This is a genomic window from Streptomyces sp. NPDC096152 (genome assembly GCF_044763235.1).
Lineage (GTDB): Bacteria > Actinomycetota > Actinomycetes > Streptomycetales > Streptomycetaceae > Streptomyces.
Map to the genome: position 1 here is coordinate 99092 of NZ_JBIWFW010000001.1, position 22786 is coordinate 121877.

The window sequence follows — 22786 nt, forward strand, 5'->3', positions numbered from 1 at the left end:
TGAGCGAACCGGCTTCGCTACTGTCCCGCTACGCACACGCCCCGTGGCAGCGCCGCCGCGGAGCGCAGCCGTGAAGCGACTGAGTCCGGGACGACCGACCCGGACGGCCGGCCGATCGGCGGCCTCTGACGCGCGTCACTGACGGGACTCGGTGACGCATCCGCCGCGACGAGGTCCGCCGACCTCACCACTGAAGGAGTGGGCGTCGTGACCGCGGAGACCTCCCAGACGCTCGACCGGGGACTCAAGGTCCTCAAGCTGCTGGCCGACACCGACCACGGGCTGACCGTCACCGAACTCTCCCAGAAACTGGGGGTCAACAGGACCGTCGTGTACCGGCTGCTCGCCACGCTGGAACAGCACTCGCTGGTACGCCGCGATCTCGGCGGGCGGGCCCGGGTGGGACTGGGGGTGCTCCGGCTGGGCCGCCAGGTGCACCCGCTGGTACGCGAGGCGGCGCTCCCCGCGCTGCGGTCGCTGGCCGAGGACATAGGGGCGACGGCCCATCTGACGCTGGTGGACGGGGCGGAGGCGCTGGCGGTCGCCGTGGTCGAGCCGACGTGGACGGACTACCACGTGGCCTACCGGGCCGGGTTCCGCCACCCCCTGGACCGGGGTGCCGCGGGCAAGGCGATACTCGCGGCCCGCCGCCGGCCGCCCGAGGAGCCCGGCTACACCCTGACCCACGGCGAGCTGGAGGCCGGGGCCAGCGGCGCGGCGGCACCGCTGCTCGGCGTCACGGGAGTGGAGGGCAGCGTCGGCGTGGTGATGCTGGCGGACTCCGTGCCGGAGCGGGTCGGCCCGAGGGTCGTGGACGCGGCACGCGAGGTGGCGGAGGCGCTGCGCTGACGGAACGCGACGGGGCCCGCCGCGACCGGCGCGGACGGGCTCACGGCGGGCCGCGGACGGGATGCGACCGGCGGATGGCCTGAAGTCGTCGTCGCGTAGATTGATGGCGTGCTCTCTCGTCTCACACGCCTCCAGGCCGTCGCCGTCTGCGCTCTGCCCGTCGTGGCTCTGCTCGCCGCGGCGGTCCTCGCGCCGCTGCCGTTCTCGGTGGCGCAGCCGGGGATGACGGCGGACGTGCTCGGGAAGAACAAGGGCACCCAGGTGATCACCGTCTCCGGCGCACCCACCCGGGACACCGAGGGGCAGCTCCGGATGACGACGATCGAGGCGACCGGCCCGGACGCGCACGTCTCGCTCGGCGACGTGCTCGACGGCTGGTTCGCCACCGACCAGGCGGTCATGCCGCGCGACGCGGTCTACCCGAGCGGCGACAGCGTCAAGGAGATCGAGCGGCACAACACCCAGCAGATGCGGCAGTCCCAGGACGCGGCGACCCGGGCCGCCCTGAACTACCTGCACCTCGGCGACAAGAACGTCAGGGTGAGCCTGAAGCTGGCCGACGTCGGCGGTCCCAGCGCGGGCCTGCTGTTCTCCCTGGGCGTCGTCGACAAACTCGACGGCGACGGCAGCGGCGGCGACCTGACGGGCGGCCGTACGGTCGCCGGGACGGGGACGATCGGCGCCGACGGCACGGTCGGCGCGGTGGGCGGCGTCTCCCTGAAGACGCGGGCCGCCCGGCGCGACGGCGCCACCGTCTTCCTGGTGCCGAAGGCCGAGTGCGCCGACGCGAAGGCCGAACTCCCCAAGGGCCTGCGGCTGATCCCGGTGACCACGCTCAAGGGCGCGGTCGACGCTCTGGTCTCCCTGAAGAAGGGCGGGGGCCCGGTCCCGAGCTGCTAGGTCCCCGGCCGCTCCTCTCCCGCCCGGCCCGCCGGCCGCCACAGGTGGGGCAGCAGGGTGGTGACCCAGTCGGCCAGCAGGGCCAGGGTGAGGGCGAGGACCGAGCCCAGGACCAGGACCGGGGTGCGCTGTTCGGTGATCCCGGCGCTGATCAGGGTCCCGAGGCCGCCGGCCCCGCCGAAGGCCGCCAGGGTCGCCGTACCGACGTTCAGGACGAGGGCCGTGCGCAGGGCCGTCAAGAACAGGGATACCGCCGATGGCGGTGTCGCCCGGGCCGGCCTCTCCGGCGTGGGCGACTGGGCCGGCCGGGTGGGCGGCACCGGGCCGGCCGCGTGCGCCTCGGCGACCGTTCGGGACAGCACCGGCAGGAAGGCGTACGCGACCAGGGCGGTCACGGCGGCGGGGGTGCCGGTGCCGAGCCGGAGGACCGCCAGGCCGAGCACTCCGAGCGCGGGGACCGCCCGGCCGGCCCGGACGAGGGCCCGGGGCACCGGGGCCGCCCGCAGGACGGTGCCGCGCGTCAGCGCGACGGCCGGGGGAAGCACGAGGGCCAGCACGAGGACGGTCGAGACCACGGTGAGCTCGACGTGCCGCCACAGGGCGCCGGGCACCTGGCCGTGCGCCAGGGCGTCCACGGAGACCGGGTCTAGACGCGCCCGCCGGAACCACAGCCAGGTCAGGAGCAGGACGGCGACGATCAGGGCGGGCCGGACGGTCAGCCGCTGCCAGGTGACCCGGCCGAGCGGCCCGGCGGGCGCCGCGGCGGGCCGGGGGGCGTCCCGGGTCTCCTCCACCTCCGGAGCACTCACGCCACCCGCCCCCTCCGCACGGTCAGCCGTCCCAGCAGGACGAGTACGGCGTCGAACAGCAGGGTCAGGGCGGCGATCCCGAGGGTGCCCGCGAGGATCTGGGCGGGGGCGTCGGCGCTGTCCGGGGCGGTGAGGCCGCGGAAGATCTCGTTGCCGAGGCCGGGGGCGGAGACGTAGGCGGCGACCGCCGCGATGCCGGTCAGCTGCCGCGTGGCGGTCCGGACCCCGTCCAGGATCGGCGGCCAGGCCAGGGGCAGTTCCACCCTGAGCAGCCGGACCTGGCGGGACATGCCGAGGCCGCGGGCCGCGTCCACCGGCGAGGAGCCCACCGTGTGCAGGCCGCGGACCGTGTTCCGGGCCACGGGCAGCAGTCCGAGGAAGGTCAGTGCCGTCAGGGTCGGCGGCAGCCCAAGGCCGAGGACGGCGACGAGCAGGCCGATGAGGGCGAGGGACGGGACGGCCAGGAGGGTGCGGGCGGCCGTGGCGGCGAGATGGGCCGCCCGCTCACCGCGGTGGGCGACGACCCCGACCAGCACGCCGAGCACCGCCCCCGCGGCCACGCACGGCAGGACGAGCCCCGCGTGCCCGCCGGCCTCCGCGAGCAGCAGCGCACGGCGGCTGTCGAGGTACTCCCAGAACGTCACGCGCACCCCCAGCCACCACCGGCGTCAGGTCCTCGGTCAACTCCTCTCCCGGTCCTCCGCGGCCTGCTCCACCAGCGGGATGATCCGCAGCGGAACGGCATTCTCCATGACGATCGCCGTGGAGGCCCGGACGATGCCATCAAATCCGACAACCCGGTCGATCACCCGCTGGAGGTCGGCGTTCGAGCGGGCCACCAGACGGCACAGCATGTCGCCGGTGCCCGTGGTCGTGTGCAGCTCCAGCACCTCCGGCACGGTCGCCAAGTGCGCCCGTACGTCGGCCCCTTGACCCTGACGGATCTGCAGCGTGGCGAACGCGGTGACCGGGTAGCCCAGCGCCGCCGGATCCACCTGCGGACCGAATCCGCGGATGACTCCGTTCGACTGAAGCCGGTCCAGCCGGGCCTGCACTGTCCCCCGGGCCACCCCCAGCCGTCGCGACATCTCCAGGACACCGATGCGCGGCTCGCGCGCCAGCAGCACGATGATGCGGCCGTCCAGATGATCGATCGCCATGGCAGCCTCCCGGAGTGGTCATCCTGTACAGAAAGTCCGTCGACGCGGGTCGTTCACTGGTCGTATTGCCCAGTGAATACGCAGACTATTGCGCACCTTGCAGGGCCAGGTGAGGCTTCGCCCATGACGCAGACCACACACGACACTCCCGAAGCGACCGCCCGGCAGGCCGACCCCTTCCCGGTCAAGGGAATGGACGCGGTCGTCTTCGCCGTGGGCAACGCCAAGCAGGCGGCGCACTACTACTCCACGGCCTTCGGCATGAAGCTGGTGGCGTACTCCGGACCGGAGAACGGCAGCCGGGAGACCGCGAGCTACGTGCTGGAGAACGGCTCCGCGCGCTTCGTGTTCACCTCCGTGATCAAGGCATCCACCGACTGGGGCCGCTTCCTCGCCGAGCACGTGGCCGAGCACGGCGACGGCGTCGTCGACCTCGCCATCGAGGTGCCCGACGCGCGCGCCGCGTACGCGTACGCCATCGAGCACGGCGCCCGCCCGGTGGCCGAGCCGTACGAGCTGAAGGACGAGCACGGCACGGTCGTCCTCGCCGCGATCGCCACCTACGGCAGGACCCGCCACACCCTCGTCGACCGCTCCGGCTACGACGGCCCCTACCTGCCCGGCTACACCGCCGCGCGGCCGATCGTCGAGCCCCCGGCCCAGCGCACCTTCCAGGCCGTCGACCACTGCGTCGGCAACGTCGAACTCGGCCGGATGAACGAGTGGGTGGAGTTCTACAACAAGGTCATGGGCTTCACGAACATGAAGGAGTTCGTGGGCGACGACATCGCGACCGAGTACAGCGCGCTGATGTCGAAGGTCGTGGCCGACGGCACGCTCAAGGTCAAGTTCCCGATCAACGAGCCCGCCATCGCCAAGAAGAAGTCGCAGATCGACGAGTACCTGGAGTTCTACGGCGGCGCCGGCGTCCAGCACATCGCGCTCAACACCAACGACATCGTGCAGACGGTCCGCACGATGCGCGCCGCCGGCGTCGAGTTCCTGGCCACGCCCGACACGTACTACGACACCCTCGGCGAGTGGGTCGGCGACACCCGCGTCCCGGTCGAGACCCTGCGCGAGCTGAAGATCCTCGCCGACCGCGACGAGGACGGCTACCTGCTGCAGATCTTCACCAAGCCGGTCCAGGACCGCCCGACCGTCTTCTTCGAGATCATCGAACGGCACGGCTCGATGGGCTTCGGCAAGGGCAACTTCAAGGCCCTGTTCGAGGCGATCGAGCGGGAGCAGGAGCGCCGCGGCAACCTGTGACCCGCCGGCCCGGCGCCGGGGGTCCGGCCCCGGTCCGGCCCTGCTCCGGCGCCGCCGGCCCCCCGGGAAAGGGGCGGCCGGCGGCGCCGGAGCCGTGCGACGCCCTCAGCGGGACGGCCCCGGGACGCTCGGCGGGGGTCCCTCGCCGGGCGCGGGTGCCTCGGTGGGCGGTGGCGCGGGTGCCTCGGCGGGCCCCTGCGAGGGCCCCGCGCCGGACGGCGGCGAAGGCTCCTCGGCAGGGGGCGGCGAGGGCGCGTCGGCGGACCGCGGCGCGGGCTCCCCGGCAGACGGGGGCGGCGTCTCCTCGGCCGGGGGTTCGCCCAGGTCCGCCAGCGCCGTCCGGGCCGACGGCACCCACAGCGGCGAGAAGTAGGGATTGGTCCGCAGCGCCAGTTCCAGATGCCGCCGGGCCGGCCCGGACAGGTCCAGCGCCCGTTCGATCATCCCCCGGTGGTAGGCGTACAGCGCGTCGCGCACCCCGCCGCCCTTCACCGCGTCCGTCGCCGCCGCGGCGAACTTCAGCGCCTCCTCGTCCTGCCCGGCCCGGTGCAGCGCCCAGCCGAGCGCGTCGGCCACCGCGGTCCCCGGCTGCCGTTGCCACTCGCCCCGCAGCCGCAGCACCGCCGACCGCGCGTAGCCGTGGTCCGCCTCGAACCGCCCCAGCACCAGCTCGTCGTCGACGCCCTCCGCCGCGTCCTGCCGCACCCGCGTGCGCAACAGGTCGTACTGCGTCCTGGCCTGCGGACCCAGCCCCAGCGCCTGGTACAACTCGCCCAGCTCCAGGGCGTACTCGGGGCAGGGACGATGGGCGAGCGCCCTGCGGTACGCCTTCACCGCGTCCACGTCGCGGCCCAGCGCGGCCAGCGCCCGCCCCTGCCCGACCCGCGCGGCCCACTGGTCGGGATCGAGCCGCACCGCCGCCTCGAAGTGGCGCAGCGCGTCCTCGCGGTCGCCCCGCTCCCACGCGATCCGCCCGGCCTGCTCCAGATACTCCGCCCGCTCCGCCGGCGCGGTCGCGGCCGCCGCGGCGTCCGACAGCTGGGCCGCCGCGTCCTCGCGCCGGCCCAGGTCCCAGTACACGCCCGCGGCCCGCGCCTTCGCGGCCGGTCCCTGGTGCAGCTTCAGCAGCCTGTCCAGGGTGCGTTGCACGGCCTTGTGGTCGCCGAGCCCGGTGTAGGCGTCGATCAGCGGCGGATACGCCGTCCACCGCCCCGGCTCCCGCTTCAGCGCTTGCTCGCCCCACGCCCGCGCCGCCCGGAAGTCCCGGCGTGCGACCGCCAGCGCCGTCATGCCGTCCAGCGCCGCGCCGTTGCCCGTCGCGCGCAGCCGCAGCGAGGTCCGCAGCGCCCGTTCGGCCTTCGGATAGTTCCGGGCGTCCGCCGTCCGCCGCCCCCGCTCCACGTAGGCGGCCCCGAGCACCGCCCACGCCCCCGCGTCCCGCGGATGGGCCCGCACCAGCCGCTCCCGGTCGTCGATCAACGCCGTCAGGCCGGACAGTGAGGCCGGCGCGCCCGCCGACACCGCCGCCAGGGCCCCCGCCGCGGGCGCCGCCGCCGGGTGCTCCGGCTGCCGCTGAGACGCCAGCAACGCCCAGCCACCGCCCGCCACGGCACCGCACGCGGCCAGCGCGGCGAGCGTGCGGCGCGCCGTGCGGGCCCGGCGCCGCCGCGCCGTCTCCGGGCCGGTCTCCGGTCGGATCTCCGTACCGCGCACCGTGCGTCTCTCCATGCAGCACACTGTGCGTCAATACGATGAGCGCCACCCGGTAGGCGGAGGGGTGCCGTCCACGGGGTTCACACCGATGGCCCCGAGTGCGACGCTGTGATCATGAGCCGCATCCAAGCCGTGCCCGATGGAGGCACCGAAGCCCAGGGCGACCTCACCGACCGGCTCCTTGCGGGCCTGCCGGCCGAGGCGGTCCTCACCGATCCCGACGTCACCGCCTCCTACGCCAACGACATGGCGAGCTTCTGCCCGTCCGGTGCCCCGGCCGTCGTCGTCCTGCCGCGCACGGTCGAAGAGGTCCAGCACGTCATGCGCACCGCCACCGAGCTGCGCGTGCCGGTGGTCCCGCAGGGCGCCCGCACCGGCCTGTCCGGCGCCGCCAACGCCTCCGACGGCTGCATCGTGCTCTCCCTGACCAGGATGAACCGCATCCTGGAGATCAACCCCGTCGACCGCATCGCCGTCGTGGAGCCGGGCGTCGTCAACGCCGAGCTGTCCCGCGCGGTCAACGAGCACGGTCTGTACTACCCGCCGGACCCCTCCAGTTGGGAGATGTGCACCATCGGCGGCAACATCGGCACCGCCTCCGGCGGCCTGTGCTGCGTGAAGTACGGGGTCACCGCCGAGTACGTGCTCGGCCTCGACGTCGTCCTCGCCGACGGCCGCCTGATGTCCACCGGCCGCCGCACCGCCAAGGGCGTCGCCGGATACGACCTCACCCGGCTGTTCGTCGGCTCCGAGGGCTCCCTCGGCATCGTCGTACGGGCGGTGCTGGCGCTCAAGCCGCAGCCGCCGCAACAGCTCGTGCTCGCCGCCGAGTTCGCCTCCGCGACCGCCGCCTGCGACGCCGTGTGCCGGATCATGGCGGGCGGCCATGTGCCGTCGCTGCTGGAGCTGATGGACCGTACGACCGTGAAGGCCGTCAACGACCTCGCGCACATGGGCCTGCCGGAGACCACCGAGGCGCTGCTGCTCGCCGCCTTCGACACCCCGGACCCGGCCGCCGACCTGGCCGCCGTCGGGGCGTTGTGCGAGGCGGCCGGGGCCACCCAGGTCGTCCCGGCCGACGACGCGGCCGAGTCCGAGATGCTCCTGCAGGCCAGGCGGCTGTCGCTCACCGCGCTGGAGGCGGTCAAGGGCACCACGATGATCGACGACGTGTGCGTGCCCCGCTCCAAACTCGGCGAGATGCTCGACGGAATCGAGCGGATCGCCGAGAAGTACCAGCTCACCATCGGGGTCTGCGCGCACGCCGGGGACGGCAACACCCACCCGACCGTCTGCTTCGACGCGCAGGACCCCGACGAGTCGCGGCGCGCCCGCGAGTCCTTCGACGAGATCATGGGCCTCGGCCTCGAGCTCGGCGGCACGATCACCGGCGAGCATGGCGTGGGCGTCCTGAAGAAGGAGTGGCTGGCGCGCGAGATCGGCCCGGTGGGCGTGGAGATGCAGCGGGCCGTCAAACATGCCTTCGACCCGCTGGGGCTCCTGAACCCGGGCAAGCTGTTCTGACACGTGGCGTCCCCGCGCTCAGACGCCCGGGGCGAGCAGCCGGGCGAGGCCGTCGTCGAGGCCGCGCCGCTCGCCCTCGCTCCCCGGCGGCACCACGCGCAGGGTGCGCTCCAGCCAGGCCGACAGCTGCGCGGCCGGTGCCTCCAGCAGCGCCCCGCCCTCGGGCGAGGCCGGCGCCGGCAGGACGACGGCGCGGCCCTCCGCCTTCGACGGCCACACCCTCACGTCCCCGTGCCCGCACGGCCGGCACACCCCCTCCACGAGCAGCGCGCGGGCGAACGCCCAGTGCACGGGGTGCTCGGAGTCGACGTGGAGGGCGATGTGGACGGCGTACGGGTCGTCGGTCCGGTAGCCGAGCCGAGCCGAGCCGCGCCGCGCCGGGCACGGGACGCCGCGCTCGGGCGACAGGACGAGCCTGAGTTCGAGCTCCCGCTCCACCACGGTGTACTGCATGGCGTGTTCTCCTCTCCGGTCGGGGCCCCGCGAGGGGCCGTACGGCCCGCTACGGGTCGGTCCGTACGAGCCCGCCGCGGGCGGTCCGCACCGCCCCGCGACGGGGTCCGTACGAGTGAGAGGCGCCCCGGCGGAGTTTTTTCTCCGGTACCGCTTCCGGGGTTGTGAAGTACGTGCACGAGGTTGCCCGGAAAGGAGTGGGTCCGGTCGGACTGGCGGTACCGGATGCGCCGGTCTGATAGATGTGTAGGCCCCCAGACGACCCCCGAGCAGATACGGGACGACGGACATGAGCGCCCCAACCCCGGCACCCGGCGACGACAGGCCCCGCGAGGGGTACTACCCGGACCCGTCCATCCCTGGATACGTCCGGTACTGGAACGGTGCCGCCTGGGTACCGGGCACCAGCCGGCCCGCGCCGACCGACGGCGAGCCGCTCAGCCCGCCGCCCGGTGCGCGCCCCGCGCCCGCCGCGATCCCGGCGGTCGAGGAGACGGGTCCGCACTTCTTCGACGAGGACCCGATCGACGCGCCGGGCCCGGCCGGGGCGCCGCATGGCGGCCGGCCCGAGCCGGCGTCCGCGTGGGGCGCCGACCGCTCCCACCAGTCCGGCTTCGGCGGCGACCAGGACCGACGCGTCTCCTGGGGCGCCCCGGCCGCGGCCGACCCGAGGGCCGCACTCGGCGACCCGGCCGTGGGGCAGCCGGACGGCCGCGCCGCCCGCACCGACGGCACCGCGACGATCCCGCCCGCGGACCCGGAACCGGCCTCCGCCGACGGCACGTTCGTCTTCCGCCGCCCGACGGCGCAGGCCCGGGGGACCGGACCGGCGACGGACGGGACCACGGGGACCGCGCCCGGTACGCCCGCTCCCGGCGGCCCGCCCGCCGACGAGGGCACCATGACCTTCCGCCCGGTACCCCGCACGGACCGGCCGGCCGGCCGGGCGAACACCCCGGGCACCCCCGCCTTCCCCGCCCAGGGCTCGGCCGCGTCCGCGGGCTCCCGTGGGGGCGGCTCGGGCGGCCCGGGGACCCCGAGTGGCTCCGCGGGGGCCGGTACGCCCGCTCCCGGCGGGGCCGGAGGACCGGGCTTCGGCGCCGGCAAGGAGGCCGCCGCCCGCGCGGCCACGGGCCGGCCGGAGACACCGGCATCGCAGGCCTCCGCCCTCTCGGCGGGGGCGAGTTCGCCCGCCGCCGCACCCTTCCCGCCCTCGGCCGCGTCCGTCCCCCAGCAGTCCGCCGCCCCGGCCGCGTCCGCCTCCGTGGGCACCCCGGTGACCAGCGGCCCCGGCGGCGGCCAGTCCTCCTGGGCCCAGCAGGTGCACCGGCTCGCGGGGGCCGACGACGACCAGCCGGTCGTGCCCTGGAAGCCGCCGGTGGAGGACGTGTTCGCGGCCGCCGCGCGGCGGCAGTCGGAGGCCAGGCCCGCGGGTCTCGGCAAGCGGCTGGCCGCCCGGCTCGTGGACACGGTCGTGCTCGCGGGCGTCACCGCCGCGGCCGCCGTACCGCTCGGCACCAGAGCCGTCGACCACGTCAACGCGAAGATCGACGCGGCCAGACTCTCCGGCCGCACCGTCACGGTGTGGCTCCTCGACGGCACGACGGCGAAGTATCTCGGCATCGTCCTCGCCGTCCTGCTGCTGTTCGGCGTCGTCTACGAGGTGCTGCCCACCGCCAAGTGGGGCCGCACCCTCGGCAAGAAGCTGTGCGGCCTGGAGGTGCGGGACATCGAGGCCCACGAGCCCCCGGCCTTCGGCGCGGCCCTGCGCCGCTGGCTGGTCTACAGCGTGCCCGGTCTGCTCGGCGTCGGCGTGGTGGGCGTCCTGTGGTGCCTGTTCGACCGGCCGTGGCACCAGTGCTGGCACGACAAGGCGGCGCACACGTTCGTGGCGCGCTGACCGGAACCGCCACTCGGTGCCCCGGCCGGGACCGTCTTACGGGGCGCCGACCCGGACGGCGTGCGGGTGGCGGTCCGTCGCCCGTACGGCCGCGCGCCGGATGCGGGCGCGCCGTGATCGCGGTGCACTCGGCCCATGAGCACCGAACCGCCCTCCGGCTCCGGACCGCAGCCACCGCCCCCAGGCGGCGGCCCGTACGACGGCGGCTCCTCCGGCGACGGCCCGCACGGAGGCGGCCCTCCCGGCGGCGGCCCCCCGCCGGGAGGCACCCCACCTGAAGGCCCGCCCCCCGGCGGCGCCGGGAGCGGCCCTCCCGGCGGCGGCTGGCAGGGGGGCGGCCCACCACCCGGAGGCGGCCCCTACGGAGGCGGCCCCTACGGCGGAGGCCCGCCCGGCGGCCCGTACCCGCCCGACCCGCTCGCCGGTATGCCCCCGCTCGCCGACAGCGCCAAGCGCACCGCCGCCCGCATCATCGACATGATCATGGTGGGTGTCGTCGTCTGGCTGCTCACCCTCGGCTTCCGGGTGAACGACTACACGATGAACGCGGACCGCTTCCAGTTCGGCGCATCCGTGGCGCAGGCGGTCGTCGGAGCCGTGCTCTACATCGCCTACGACACCTTCATGATCTCCAGGTCGGGGCAGACCCTCGGCAAGAAGTGGCTGGGGATGCGGGTGGCCAACCTCGCGGACGGCTCCACGCCCTCCGTGTCGACGGCGCTGGGCCGCGCCGCGGTGCTGTGGCTCCCCTTCTACTTCTGCTGCCCCTGCCTCTGGCTCGCGCTGGCCGGCGGCTGGAGCTACTTCGACCGGCCCTACAAGCAGGGCCTGCACGACAAGGCGGCCAGGACGGTGGTGGTCAGCGTCGAATGACGCACACCGATCGGCGCACACCGATCGGCGCACGGGAAAGAGAACGGCGGGCCCGTCGGCAGGGGCCCGCCGTTCCCGCGTCAGACGTCCAGGCGTTCAGGCGCACAGGTGTTCAAGAGCCCGGGTGTTCAAGAGCCCGGGCGTTCGCGTCGGGGGCGCCTCAGGAGCCCGTCGGCTCCCGCACCGGCTCCACGCGGGCGGAGACGGGCTCCCGTCGTACCGGCACCCGCACGGGCTCCGGAGCCGCCGGGGACACCACCGGGGGAGCCGTCGCGGACGCCGTCCCGGGCGTCGTCGCGCGGGACTTCGGCAGCGGCACCGTCATGGCGACCAGGAGTCCCAGGGCGAGCGCCGCCAGGGCGACGACCGTGATCCCCAGCGCCGAACTCGTCTGTGACAGCAGCAGCATGGCGAGCGTCGAGAAGATCACGGTGCACGAACCGTAGGCGAGCTGTGCGGCGGTCGGACGAGGCATGGCAATCGGTCCTCGGAAGTGGGGTCTCCCCCCTGCCTCTCACTGAGGGGAGGTGCGGACAGAATCTGGGGTGAGACAAGGAGGTCGGCCTGGCTTTCCTCCGACTCCCGGGCACGGGGCCCATCGACTCTATTCGGCTGCATGCCCGAACGGAACGGCCGGTAAGCGTGACCTAACCCACGGTGCCGAAGCATGGGGGGCGCACGGAGTCATACCGTCCGCCAAGTGGACGGATCCACGCGCCCGGAGGGCGTCGTCCGGGCGTCCGTAAAGCGAACGTCCGCTCCGCATAATGCACTTGAGCTGTTCAAGTCAAGGTCTGTCTTTTCTTGTAAACCTCTAGTCAAATGTCGTCACTTGACTACACGCGTTGAGCGCGTGCGGACCTTCCTGGGCAGAGGCAGAGACCCCCCTTCCGCGCGCTTGCACACGCGTCAGGGGAGGACATCAAGTGATCAGCAGAACCTGGACGTTCAGAACGGCCGCGATCGCTGTCGCGCTTGCGGCGGGGACCGCCACGTTCTCGACGTTCGCCGTTGCGGAGGCCGCGACCACCGGCACGTCCGCCACCGTGGACCGGCACGACCCCGCGCCGGTCGGGCAGCAGAAGCACGACCTCGACGGGCCGCTGAGCAAGACTCAGGAGGCCCAGCGCCAGGAGGCGCTGAACCAGGTCATCGCCGGCAAGGCCCAGGTGAAGGACCGCAACGGTTCCAAGGTCGTCCAGCTCAAGAGCAAGAAGGGCGACAGCAAGTACGTCGAGATGAGCCGGGAGAAGACCGACAAGATCTTCACCATCCTGGTCGAGTTCGGCGACAAGACGGACCCGAAGTACGGCGGCACGGCCGGCCCCCTGCACAACACGATCGCCGCGCCGGACCGCACCAAGGACAACAGCACGGCCTGGCAGAAGGACTACAACCAGCAGCACTTCCAGGACATGTACTTCGGCACCGGCAAGGGTGTCGAGTCCGTGAAGAAGTACTACGAGAAGCAGTCCTCGGGCCGCTACTCGGTCGACGGCGAGGTCTCCGACTGGGTCAAGGTCCCGTACAACGAGGCCCGTTACGGCTCCAACTACTGCGGCTCCACCAACTGCCCGAGCGTGTGGAACATCGTCGGCGACGGCGTCACGGCCTGGGTCGCGCAGCAGAAGGCGGCCGGCAAGTCCGACGCGGACATCAAGACGGACCTGGCCAAGTACGACCAGTGGGACCGCTACGACTACGACGGCGACGGCAACTTCAACGAGCCCGACGGCTACATCGACCACTTCCAGATCGTGCACGCCGGTGAGGACGAGTCCGCCGGCGGCGGCGTCCAGGGCACCGACGCGATCTGGGCGCACCGCTGGTACGCCTTCGGCACCGACGCCGGCGCCACCGGCCCGGCGAACAACAAGCTCGGCGGCGCCCAGATCGGCGACACCGGCATCTGGGTCGGCGACTACACCATCCAGCCGGAGAACGGCGGACTCGGCGTCTACGCCCACGAGTACGGCCACGACCTCGGCCTGCCGGACGAGTACGACACGGCCGGCGGCGAGAACTCCACCGGCTTCTGGACGCTGATGTCCTCCGGTTCCTGGCTGGGCCGGGGCAAGGACGCCATCGGTGACCTGCCGGGCGACATGAACGCGTGGGACAAGCTCCAGCTCGGCTGGCTCACCTACGACACGGCCAAGGCCGGCGTGAAGTCCTGGCACAAGCTCGGCCTCGCCGAGTACAACACCAAGTACCGCCAGGCGCTGGTGGTCTCCCTGCCGGACAAGGCGGTCACGACCGAGGTCGTCACCCCGGCCCAGGGCGCGACCCAGTGGTGGAGCGGCAGCGGTGACGACCTCAAGAACACGCTGACCCGTTCCGTGGACCTCACCGGCAAGAAGTCGGCCACCCTCACCCTCGACGGCTGGTACGACATCGAGGCCAACTACGACTACCTCTACACCGAGGTGTCGACCGACGGCGGCGCCAACTGGACCGCCCTGGACGGCACGGTAGACGGCCAGGCCATCCCGCGCGACGGCAGCGACAAGCCGGCGCTGACCGGTTCGGTCGACACCTACAAGAAGCTGGCCTTCCCGCTGGACGCCTACGCGGGCCAGAAGATCCAGCTCCGCTTCCGCTACCAGACCGACGGCGGTCTGGCCATGAAGGGCTTCGCGGCCGACGAGATCGCGGTGACCGCGGACGGCGCGGCGCTCTTCTCCGACGACGCGGAGAACGCGGACGCGGCCTGGACGGCGAACGGCTTCTCCCGCATCGGCGCGTCCTTCACCAAGGACTACAAGCAGTACTACCTCGCCGAGAACCGCCAGTACGCGTCGTACGACAAGACGCTGGCGACGGGCCCGTACAACTTCGGCTTCTCGACGACCCGTCCGGACTGGGTGGAGCACTACCCGTACCAGAACGGCCTGTTGATCTGGAAGTGGGACACCTCCCAGGCGGACAACAACACCAAGGCCCACCCGGGCGTGGGTCTGATCCTCCCGGTCGACTCGCACCCGCAGCCGCTGAAGTGGTCCGACGGCACGCTGATGCGCAACCGCATCCAGGCCTACGACTCGCCCTTCAGCCGCTTCGCCACGGACGGCATGATGCTGCACAAGGCGGGCGTCGCGGCCATCATCGATTCGTCGAAGGGGGTGCCGGTCTTCAACGACCACACCAGCACCTACTACGACGCCTCGAACCCGGCCGCCGGTGTCAAGATCACTGACACCAACACCACGATCAAGATCGAGAAGGAGGCCCGGGACGGGTCCACGATGGAGCTCGAGGTCGGCCGCGCGGTGAAGTAGGTCGCATCGTCGCAGGTCACAAGCGTATCGGCGGCAACCCCTTGGCGGGTTGCCGCCGATCGTGTTTAGGTGCGTCCTGTGGCTTTCTTATTGACACCGACCGAAACGGGGATGTGACGCATGGCCGCAGGAGGCTTCAACAAGCTGCCGAACGGCACGGTGGTGGTGGCGCTGAATCTGCCCAGCCCCGCCGCGGACGGCGCCGGCAGTGTCCGCGTCCTCGTCCACGCCCGCAACCGGGCCCGCGCCCTGACGCGGCTGCGCAACCAGGGACTGCGCGCCGTCTACCTGCGGGGCAACGCGGCCCCGCCCACCCCGGACGAGATCACGGCCGTACTGCACCATCCCGACGGCCTGATATGGCGTACCGCCCCCGACAACGCTGTCGGCCGGCCGCCGGAGCTGTGGCGCCCTATCAGGTCGCTTGTCGGGCGTCCGGCGGTGCGGGCCTGAGACGGGCCGGTCCGCCCGGTCCGCCCGGTCCGCCGGGCGGACGCCGGTCTGGGTCTGGGTCACAACGGCTCCGCCGGGCGGGGCGGCCGGGGCTCAGGTCCCGGCCACGACCGGCTTGCCGGTGAGCTCGACCCCCGCCTGCCGCATCTCCTCCAGCGCCCGCTCGGTGGTCTCCTGGGCCACCCCGGCGGTGAGGTCCAGCAGCACCTGGGTGCGGAAGCCCTCCTTCACCGCGTCCAGGGCGGTGGCCCGCACGCAGTGGTCCGTGGCGATGCCGACGACGTCCACCTCGTCGATCTCCCGGCCCCTGAGCCAGTCGGGGAGGGACACCCCGTTCTCGTCCGCGCCCTCGAAGCCGCTGTACGCGGCGGCGTAGGCGCCCTTGTCGAAGACGGCGTCGACCGCTCCGGAGGCGACGACCGGGGCGAAGTTCGGGTGGAAGCCCACCCCCTCCGTGCCCGCAACGCAGTGCGCGGGCCAGGAGCGGACGAAGTCGGGGTTGTCGGCGAAGTGCCCGCCGGGTGCGATGTGGTGGTCGCGGGTCGCCACCACGTGCCGGTACCCGGCGGGCGCCTGGCCGATCAGCTCGGTGATCGCGGCGGCGACATCGGCACCCCCGGCCACCGCGAGACTCCCTCCCTCGCAGAAGTCGTTCTGAACGTCAACGACGATCAAGGCGCGGCGCATGGTCGGTGTCCTTCGGCTATCGGGTCGGGAGCATGGCGTGCGGTTGCCCGGCCGGTGCACTTACGAGCCTAGAGACTCCCGCGGTCGCGCGGGAGAGGGCGGGGTGCCGGGCGGGCGGTCGGGCGGCCATGGGCCGGACGGGCTGAGGCGGGCGGTCGGGTCACTGAGGGTGGACGGCCGACGACAGGGCGGACGGCCGGGACGGGCGGAAGCGGGGCCGATGGCCGGGCGGCTCGGCGCGGACGGGCGGGACGCCGCAGCCGGGCGGGCCTGCGGAGGCCGGACGGACGGGCGGGGACGGACGGGACGGGCACGGGCGGGCGGGGGCGGGGCCGTGGGCCGGGTGGCACTCGCTTTAGCTACCCGAGCCGCCGTGCACGTACTCCGTCGCGATGACCGGTTCCCCGCGCGAGAGCTGGGTCGCCGACAGGGGCAGGCCGGCACGGGCCGCCGCGTGCCGGTCGCGGGCCGCGTCCAGCGGCTCCCGGGCGACCACGTCGCCGCCCTTGACCAGCTCCACCAGAAGCTGCCGTCCGGCGAGCTCCGCGGGCACCGCCCCGGTGCCGACCACCTCGGCCTCCGCCACGCCGTGCTCGTCCAGCCGCCGGGCCGCCCACTTGCGGCCGCCGACGGACGTCTTGCCCCCGCTGGACCTCTTCGCCACCGGCACCAGCGGCGCCGCCGTGTCGGCGGACTCGGCCCGCGCGACCAGCTTGTAGACCATCGAGCACGTCGGGTGCCCGGAGCCGGTCACCAGCTGGGTGCCGACGCCGTACGCGTCCACCGGCGCCGCCGCCAGCGAGGCGATCGCGTACTCGTCCAGGTCGGAGGTGACGACGATCTTCGTGCCGGTCGCGCCCAGCTCGTCCAGCTGCTGCCGCACCCGGTGCGCGACCAGCAGCAGGTCCCCGGAGTCGATGCGCACCGCGCCCAGCTCGGGCCCGGCCACCTCCACCGCCGTACGGACCGCCTCGGCGACGTCGTAGGTGTCCACCAGCAGCGTGGTGTCCCGGCCGAGCGAGTCGACCTGCGCCCGGAAGGCGTCCCGCTCACGGTCGTGCAGCAGGGTGAAGGCGTGGGCGGAGGTGCCCACGGTCGGGATGTTGTAGCGGAAGCCGGCGGCCAGGTCGGAGGTGGAGGTGAAGCCGCCGACGTAGGCGGCCCGGGAGGCGGCGACCGCGGCCAGCTCGTGGGTGCGGCGGGCGCCCATCTCGATCAGCGGCCGCCCGCCGGCGGCGGAGGCCATGCGGGAGGCGGCGGCCGCGATCGCCGAGTCGTGGTTGAGGATCGACAGGATCACCGTCTCCAGCAGCACGCACTCGGCGAAGGACCCCTCGACCCGCAGGACCGGCGAGCCCGGGAAGTACACCTCGCCCTCGGGATAGCCCCAGATGTCACCGGCGAACCGGTAGTCGGCCAGCCACCGGAGCGTGGGCTCGTCGACGATCCGGCGCTCGCGCAGGAAGTCGAGGACGCCGGTGTCGAAGCGGAAGTTCTCCACCGCGTCCAGCACGCGCCCGGTGCCCGCCACCACGCCGTAGCGGCGCCCGTCCGGCAGCCGCCGGGTGAAGACCTCGAAGACGCTGCGCCGCCCGGCGGTGCCCGCCTTCAGCGCGGCCTGCAGCATCGTCAGCTCGTAGTGGTCGGTGAAGAGCGCCGTCGAGGGGACGTCCACCGGCAGCCCAAGGTCCGCTACGCCCACCGGAATCTCCTAGTTCATGTCTCGCGGGCCGACCCCCGGTGTCGGCCGGGGGCCCGGGGGGGTCGCCCCGGAAATGCAGCATGGCGAAGGATCGTACTCCCATTTCGTCAGTCTGACGATTTTGGATGCCGGCCCGCGCCGGCCCGGGCCGGTTTGTGCTCCCACCCCCCTGCGGTGGCAGCATGGGCTGTGTGACGTCACCCGCGCCCGTAGAGATCGAACGCCCCGAGTCGGCGGAGGAAGCGCTCGCCGTCCCCGAGCCCGACGTCCCGTGGGTCACGATCGTCCACAACGACCCGGTCAACCTCATGAGCTACGTCACGTACGTCTTCCAGTCGTACTTCGGCTATCCCAAGGACAAGGCCACCAAGCTCATGCTCGACGTCCACCACAAGGGCCGGGCGGTCGTCTCCAGCGGCAGCCGCGAGGAGATGGAACGCGACGTGCAGGCGATGCACGGCTACGGCCTGTGGGCCACGCTCCAGCAGGACCGCAAGTAGCCCCGAGACCGCAGACCGCGAACCGCCCCGGACCGGAAGCAGCGAACCCCCTTCATGCCAGGAACCTTCGAACCGCTCCCCGGCGGCGGCGCGGCCGTCGCGCTCGACGAGGTCGAGATCTCGATCATCCGGTCGCTGGCCGTGCAGCTCCTGGAGCTGATCGGCCCCGGCCCGGGCGAGGACCGGCCCGACGACCCGCTCGCCGAGCTGTTCGCCGAGGGCCCGAGCGAACCCCCCGCCGACCCGGTGCTCAAGCGGCTCTTCCCGGACGCCTACAGCGACCCCGAGCAGGACCCCGGCTCGCCCCGCGAGGCCGAGGAGCAGCGCGCCCACTCCGCCGAGTTCCGCCGCTACACCGAGAACGACCTGCGCGCCGGCAAGCGCGAGAACGCCCTGGCGGTGATCCGCTCGCTGGACGAGCTGTCGTCCCCCGGTGAGGGCGGAGCCGTGCTGAAGCTGTCGGTCCAGGAGTCCCGGCAGTGGCTCGGCGCCCTCAACGACCTGCGCCTGGCCATCGGCTCCCGGCTGGACATCGTCGACGAGGACGAGACCGACGACCTCTACCGCCTGCCGGACGAGGACCCGCGCAAGCCGATGGTGATGGCCTACCTGTGGCTCGGCGGACTCCAGGAGACGCTCGTCTCGACGCTTATGCCCTGATCTCTCCGGTTTTCGTGTTCGCTCAGAGGACGCTCAAATCCGGATAACGATCGAGTCACCGTGGCGGCCCCGTATGGCCATTTGGGGCAACTTTTGTCCACTTCTTCCTGTGTGATGCGCCACAGGACCTTCCGGCGATCAGTGTTGCGGCCGTGATAGATCTTCACGACCGCCCGACGGACACCACCCATGTCCCGTCGGGTGCGCCACCGAGCCGGCGACCGCCGGCCAGGCACAGCTCCAGTTCCGGGGGGATCGCAACCCGATCCGAGGTCGACCAGCGGCCCGGGTCGGCATGGAGAAAGGCGCACCACACATGACCTCGTCGCAGGTCGGTAAGAACGGTACGAGCCGGGCCGGCAGTGAGGCCGTGAGCGGCGACGCCCCCGAGGAGGGGTACGAGCGCGGGCTCGGCAGCCGTCAGGTCCAGATGATCGCGATCGGCGGCGCCATCGGCGTCGGCCTCTTCCTGGGTGCCGGGGCGAACATCGCCAAGGCCGGACCCAGTCTGATCTTCATGTACGCCCTCGCGGGCGTCATCATCTTCTTCATCATGCGGGCGCTCGGCGAGCTGCTGCTCTACCGCCCCGTCTCGGGCTCCTTCGCGGAGTACTCCCGTGAGTTCCTCGGCCCGTTCTTCGGCTACTTCACCGGCTGGACCTACTGGCTGATGTGGGTGGTGACCGGCATGGCCGAGCTGACGGCCGCCGCGATCTACGTCCACTACTGGTTCCCGCACATCCCGCAGTGGGTGACGGCCCTGGTCTTCCTGGTGGTCCTCTTCGTGGCCAACCTGATCTCGGTGAAGCTGTTCGGCGAGATCGAGTTCTGGTTCTCGATGGTCAAGGTGACCGCGCTCATCGGCATGATCGTCATCGGCCTGGGCGTGCTGACCTTCGGCTTCAGCGCCGCCGGCGACACCGCCTCGGTCGCCAACCTCTGGCAGTTCGACGGCTTCTTCCCCAAGGGCATCGGCTCCTCCCTGATGACCCTCCAGGGCGTGATGTTCGCCTACCTCGCCGTCGAGCTGGTCGGCGTCACCGCGGGCGAGTCCGAAAACCCGGAGAAGACCCTCCCCAAGGCGATCAACACCCTGCCCTGGCGCATCGCCCTGTTCTACGTCGGCGCGCTCACCGTCATCCTGTGCGTGGTGAAGTGGACCCAGTTCGCGGAGGGCGTCAGCCCCTTCGTGAAGGCGTTCGCCGTGATCGGCATCCCGGCCGGCGCGGGCATCGTCAACTTCGTGGTGCTCACCGCGGCCCTGTCGTCCTGCAACTCCGGCATGTACTCCACCGGCCGTATGCTGCGCACCCTCGCGGACAACGGCGAGGCGCCCCGCGTCTTCAGCCGGCTGTCGGCCTCCAAGACCCCGGCCCTCGGCATCACCGTCTCGGTCGCCTTCATGGGCATCGGCGTCGTGCTGAACTACATCGTCCCGGAGAAGGCCTTCGGCTACGTCACCTCCGTCGCCACCGCGGCCGGCATCTGGACCTGGCTGATGATCCTGGTCAGCCACGTGCTCTACCGCCGCGCGGTCGACGCGGGCCGGCTGCCCGCCTCCGCCTTCCCGGCGCCGGGCGGCGCGAAGTGCAGCTGGGTCGCCATCGTGTTCCTGCTCTTCGTCACCGGCCTGATCGCCATCGACGCCGACTCCCGCGTCTGCCTGTACGTGATGGCCGTCTGGGCCGCCGTCCTGGCCGCGGGCTGGGCGGTCCTCAAGGCCCGCAACCCCCAGGTCGCCGAGCGCCGCGACCCGGAGCTCGAGAAGGTCGGCTGACCTCACCCGCACGGACGTCCGGCCGCCGGGGCTGCTCGTGGAAGCCCCGCGGCCGCCGCTCAGGGCGTCCGTCATATGGGCCGTTCCGTACCACCTTCCGGTACGGGACGGCCCTCTGCTTATGCTGGCCGTCATGCTGACCCTCACCCAGGCCCTCTACGACCAGATCGTCGCCCACGCCCGCGCGGACCACCCCGACGAGGCGTGCGGCGTGGTCGCCGGCCCCATGGGCTCCGGCCGCCCGGAGCGCTTCGTCCCGATGCTGAACGCGGCCCGCTCGCCCACCTTCTACGAGTTCGACTCGCAGGACCTGCTCAAGCTGTACCGCGAGATGGACGACCGCGACGAGGAGCCGGTGATCATCTACCACTCCCACACCGCGACCGAGGCCTACCCCTCCCGCACCGACCTCTCCTACGCGAACGAGCCCGGCGCCCACTACGTCCTGGTCTCCACCGCGGACACCGACGGCGCGGGCGACTTCCAGTTCCGCTCCTTCCGCATCGTCGAGGGCGAGGTCACGGAGGAGGAGGTCAAGGTCGTCGAGGCCTACTGAGCGCCTGCCGAACGCCCGCCGCGCCCGCCGAAAGCCCGCCGAGCGCCCGCCGGGCCCGGTCGCATCCCGCAATTCGGTCAGAATTCATCCACGATGCGAGATCACATGCCGGTGGCCGGACCGGGAATCGATACGATGACCGCATGGTTGTTGATGACGTGAGCGACAGGACGCCGGGCACGCTGCTCGTGGCGCGGCTGCACGTCGACCTGTGCAGGCTGAACAGCGCCATCTGTTGACGCACCCCGCCGCCGTACGGCCGTGAGCCGCGGTGCGCTGTCGCGCGCCCGTCCAACCCCCAGACTTACCGACAGGAGCCCCAAGCCATGGCCATCGAGGTCCGCATCCCCACCATCCTGCGCCAGTACACCGACGGCCAGAAGGCCGTCGAGGGCACCGGGGACACCCTCGCCGACCTGTTCGCCGACCTCGAGACCCGGCACCCGGGCATCCAGGCCCGCATCGTCGACGGCGGCCAGCTGCGCCGCTTCGTGAACGTCTACCTCAACGACGAGGACGTCCGCTTCCTCGACGGCATCACCACCAAGCTCGCCGACGGCGACAACGTGACGATCCTGCCGGCCGTGGCCGGCGGTATGGCCTGATCCCCATGCGCTACGACTCCCCACTGGCCGCGGTCGGCAACACCCCGCTGGTGCGCCTGCCGCGGCTCTCGCCGTCCGACGGCGTCCGCATCTGGGCGAAGCTGGAGGACCGCAACCCCACCGGCTCGGTCAAGGACCGCCCCGCCCTGTACATGATCGAGCAGGCGGAGAAGGAGGGCCGGCTCACCCCGGGGTGCACGATCCTGGAGCCGACCTCCGGCAACACGGGCATCTCCCTGGCCATGGCGGCGAAGCTCAAGGGCTACCGCATGGTGTGCGTGATGCCCGAGAACACCTCGCAGGAGCGTCGGGACCTGCTCGGCATGTGGGGCGCGCAGATCATCTCCAGCCCGGCGGCCGGCGGCTCCAACACCGCCGTACGGGTCGCCAAGGAGCTGGCCGCCGAGCACCCGGACTGGGTGATGCTCTACCAGTACGGCAACCCGGACAACGCGGGCGCCCACTACGCGACGACCGGCCCCGAGATCCTCGCCGACCTGCCGTCGATCACGCACTTCGTGGCCGGCCTCGGCACCACCGGCACGCTCATGGGCGTCGGCCGCTACCTGCGCGAGCACAGGCCGGACGTGCGGATCGTCGCCGCCGAACCGCGCTACGACGACCTCGTGTACGGCCTGCGCAACCTGGACGAGGGCTTCGTCCCCGAGCTGTACGACGCCTCCGTGCTGACCACCCGCTTCTCCGTCGGCTCCGCCGACGCGGTCACCCGCACCCGCGAACTCCTCCAGCAGGAGGGCATCTTCGCCGGCGTCTCCACCGGCGCCGCCCTGCACGCGGCCATCGGCGTCGGCCGGAAGGCGCTGAAGGCGGGGGAGAGCGCCGACATCGTGTTCGTCGTCGCCGACGGCGGCTGGAAGTACCTCTCGACCGGCGTCTACACGGCGGCCACCACCGAAGAGGCCATCGAGACGCTCCACGGCCAGCTCTGGGCGTAGCACACCCCGACTTCCATGGGCCCCGGCCGCGATACGCGGCCGGGGCCCCGGCGTGCGCGGCGCCAGGGATCCTGATGTGCTGGAGAAACGTCACATCCGAGAACGGCACCACAGCGGAAGAGCACAACGACAGGACCGACAGGACACGGCACCCCGGGC

23 protein-coding genes are annotated in these 22786 nt (G+C 72.6%); 15 read left to right on the forward strand and 8 right to left on the reverse strand.

The genetic code is table 11. The annotated features are described in order from the left end of the window. Window positions 1–207: 207 nt before the first annotated feature. Together ACIQ9G_RS00410 and ACIQ9G_RS00415 are read left to right on the forward strand one after the other, a co-directional pair. Window positions 208–849: an IclR family transcriptional regulator gene (locus tag ACIQ9G_RS00410; protein WP_392195062.1), complete on the forward strand. Its 642-nt coding sequence runs from the start codon at window positions 208–210 to the stop codon at window positions 847–849. A 108-nt stretch (window positions 850–957) separates the two neighbouring features. After that, window positions 958–1749: a S16 family serine protease gene (locus ACIQ9G_RS00415; RefSeq protein ID WP_403604068.1), complete on the forward strand. Its 792-nt coding sequence runs from the start codon at window positions 958–960 to the stop codon at window positions 1747–1749. On the opposite strand, the gene ACIQ9G_RS00420 is transcribed toward ACIQ9G_RS00415, so the two are convergent. Genes ACIQ9G_RS00420 through ACIQ9G_RS00430 form a run of 3 tightly spaced genes read right to left on the reverse strand, consistent with a single transcriptional unit; the run spans window position 1746 to window position 3718 of the window. Next, entirely contained in the window at window positions 1746–2558 is an 813-nt protein-coding gene (locus ACIQ9G_RS00420) for an ABC transporter permease (RefSeq protein WP_403604071.1), read from the reverse strand. The two genes, ACIQ9G_RS00415 and ACIQ9G_RS00420, sit on opposite strands and share 4 nt — an antisense overlap. Continuing rightward, window positions 2555–3202: an ABC transporter permease gene (locus ACIQ9G_RS00425; RefSeq protein ID WP_403604074.1), complete on the reverse strand. Its 648-nt coding sequence runs from the start codon at window positions 3200–3202 to the stop codon at window positions 2555–2557. Before ACIQ9G_RS00425 ends, ACIQ9G_RS00420 begins: the two co-directional genes overlap by 4 nt. Window positions 3203–3238: 36 nt before the next feature. After that, window positions 3239–3718, reverse strand: a complete 480-nt coding sequence (locus ACIQ9G_RS00430) for an Lrp/AsnC family transcriptional regulator (protein ID WP_403604077.1) — start codon at window positions 3716–3718, stop codon at window positions 3239–3241. A gap of 123 nt (window positions 3719–3841) precedes the next feature. On the opposite strand from ACIQ9G_RS00430, the gene hppD reads away from it, so the two are divergent. Beyond that, complete coding sequence (hppD, locus tag ACIQ9G_RS00435; protein ID WP_403604080.1) at window positions 3842–4990, forward strand: 4-hydroxyphenylpyruvate dioxygenase; 1149 nt, start codon at window positions 3842–3844, stop codon at window positions 4988–4990. 105 nt (window positions 4991–5095) lie between these two features. Here the strand turns inward: hppD and ACIQ9G_RS00440 are convergent, their stop codons facing one another. Further along, a complete protein-coding gene (locus ACIQ9G_RS00440; protein ID WP_403604083.1) occupies window positions 5096–6718 on the reverse strand; it encodes a tetratricopeptide repeat protein in 1623 nt (540 codons plus the stop codon). A 93-nt stretch (window positions 6719–6811) separates the two neighbouring features. Between ACIQ9G_RS00440 and ACIQ9G_RS00445 the strand changes: the two genes are divergently transcribed. Beyond that, complete coding sequence (locus ACIQ9G_RS00445) at window positions 6812–8227, forward strand: FAD-binding oxidoreductase (protein WP_403604086.1); 1416 nt, start codon at window positions 6812–6814, stop codon at window positions 8225–8227. 18 nt (window positions 8228–8245) lie between these two features. Here ACIQ9G_RS00445 and ACIQ9G_RS00450 read toward each other — a convergent pair whose 3' ends face one another. Next, window positions 8246–8680 carry an SsgA family sporulation/cell division regulator gene (locus tag ACIQ9G_RS00450; RefSeq protein WP_403604089.1) on the reverse strand — a complete coding sequence of 145 codons (435 nt, stop codon included), beginning with the start codon at window positions 8678–8680 and terminating at the stop codon, window positions 8246–8248. A 289-nt stretch (window positions 8681–8969) separates the two neighbouring features. On the opposite strand from ACIQ9G_RS00450, the gene ACIQ9G_RS00455 reads away from it, so the two are divergent. Both ACIQ9G_RS00455 and ACIQ9G_RS00460 read left to right on the forward strand, forming a co-directional pair. Continuing rightward, a complete protein-coding gene (locus ACIQ9G_RS00455) occupies window positions 8970–10580 on the forward strand; it encodes an RDD family protein (protein ID WP_403604092.1) in 1611 nt (536 codons plus the stop codon). 135 nt (window positions 10581–10715) lie between these two features. After that, window positions 10716–11453, forward strand: a complete 738-nt coding sequence (locus tag ACIQ9G_RS00460) for an RDD family protein (RefSeq protein WP_403604095.1) — start codon at window positions 10716–10718, stop codon at window positions 11451–11453. Window positions 11454–11613: 160 nt separating this feature from the next. On the opposite strand, the gene ACIQ9G_RS00465 is transcribed toward ACIQ9G_RS00460, so the two are convergent. Further along, window positions 11614–11928, reverse strand: a complete 315-nt coding sequence (locus tag ACIQ9G_RS00465; RefSeq protein WP_403604098.1) for a hypothetical protein — start codon at window positions 11926–11928, stop codon at window positions 11614–11616. A gap of 451 nt (window positions 11929–12379) precedes the next feature. On the opposite strand from ACIQ9G_RS00465, the gene ACIQ9G_RS00470 reads away from it, so the two are divergent. Next, complete coding sequence (locus ACIQ9G_RS00470; protein WP_403604101.1) at window positions 12380–14731, forward strand: immune inhibitor A domain-containing protein; 2352 nt, start codon at window positions 12380–12382, stop codon at window positions 14729–14731. 120 nt (window positions 14732–14851) lie between these two features. Next, a complete protein-coding gene (locus ACIQ9G_RS00475; RefSeq protein WP_403604104.1) occupies window positions 14852–15184 on the forward strand; it encodes a hypothetical protein in 333 nt (110 codons plus the stop codon). A gap of 93 nt (window positions 15185–15277) precedes the next feature. Here the strand turns inward: ACIQ9G_RS00475 and ACIQ9G_RS00480 are convergent, their stop codons facing one another. After that, window positions 15278–15871: an isochorismatase family protein gene (locus tag ACIQ9G_RS00480; RefSeq protein WP_403604107.1), complete on the reverse strand. Its 594-nt coding sequence runs from the start codon at window positions 15869–15871 to the stop codon at window positions 15278–15280. A 355-nt stretch (window positions 15872–16226) separates the two neighbouring features. Continuing rightward, window positions 16227–17573, reverse strand: coding sequence for a nicotinate phosphoribosyltransferase (locus tag ACIQ9G_RS00485; RefSeq protein WP_403604110.1), 1347 nt, complete (start codon window positions 17571–17573; stop codon window positions 16227–16229). A gap of 182 nt (window positions 17574–17755) precedes the next feature. Between ACIQ9G_RS00485 and clpS the strand changes: the two genes are divergently transcribed. The 7 genes from clpS (at window position 17756) to ACIQ9G_RS00520 (ending at window position 22627) form a co-directional block, all read left to right on the forward strand. Beyond that, the gene (clpS, locus tag ACIQ9G_RS00490) at window positions 17756–18073 is read left to right on the forward strand and encodes an ATP-dependent Clp protease adapter ClpS (protein WP_356192980.1); all 318 of its coding nucleotides are present in this window, start codon (window positions 17756–17758) and stop codon (window positions 18071–18073) included. A 54-nt stretch (window positions 18074–18127) separates the two neighbouring features. After that, window positions 18128–18733 (forward strand): DUF2017 domain-containing protein, encoded by a 606-nt coding sequence (locus ACIQ9G_RS00495; protein WP_403604113.1) that lies wholly within the window; start codon window positions 18128–18130, stop codon window positions 18731–18733. A gap of 316 nt (window positions 18734–19049) precedes the next feature. Continuing rightward, window positions 19050–20510, forward strand: a complete 1461-nt coding sequence (locus ACIQ9G_RS00500) for an amino acid permease (RefSeq protein WP_403604116.1) — start codon at window positions 19050–19052, stop codon at window positions 20508–20510. Window positions 20511–20643: 133 nt separating this feature from the next. Beyond that, window positions 20644–21066 carry a Mov34/MPN/PAD-1 family protein gene (locus ACIQ9G_RS00505; RefSeq protein WP_403604119.1) on the forward strand — a complete coding sequence of 141 codons (423 nt, stop codon included), beginning with the start codon at window positions 20644–20646 and terminating at the stop codon, window positions 21064–21066. Between the two features lie 143 nt (window positions 21067–21209). Further along, window positions 21210–21305 carry a putative leader peptide gene (locus ACIQ9G_RS00510; protein ID WP_403604122.1) on the forward strand — a complete coding sequence of 32 codons (96 nt, stop codon included), beginning with the start codon at window positions 21210–21212 and terminating at the stop codon, window positions 21303–21305. A gap of 87 nt (window positions 21306–21392) precedes the next feature. Continuing rightward, window positions 21393–21671, forward strand: coding sequence for a MoaD/ThiS family protein (locus ACIQ9G_RS00515; RefSeq protein ID WP_356192992.1), 279 nt, complete (start codon window positions 21393–21395; stop codon window positions 21669–21671). 5 nt (window positions 21672–21676) lie between these two features. After that, the gene (locus tag ACIQ9G_RS00520) at window positions 21677–22627 is read left to right on the forward strand and encodes a PLP-dependent cysteine synthase family protein (RefSeq protein WP_403604125.1); all 951 of its coding nucleotides are present in this window, start codon (window positions 21677–21679) and stop codon (window positions 22625–22627) included. The last annotated feature ends 159 nt before the right edge of the window (window positions 22628–22786 follow it).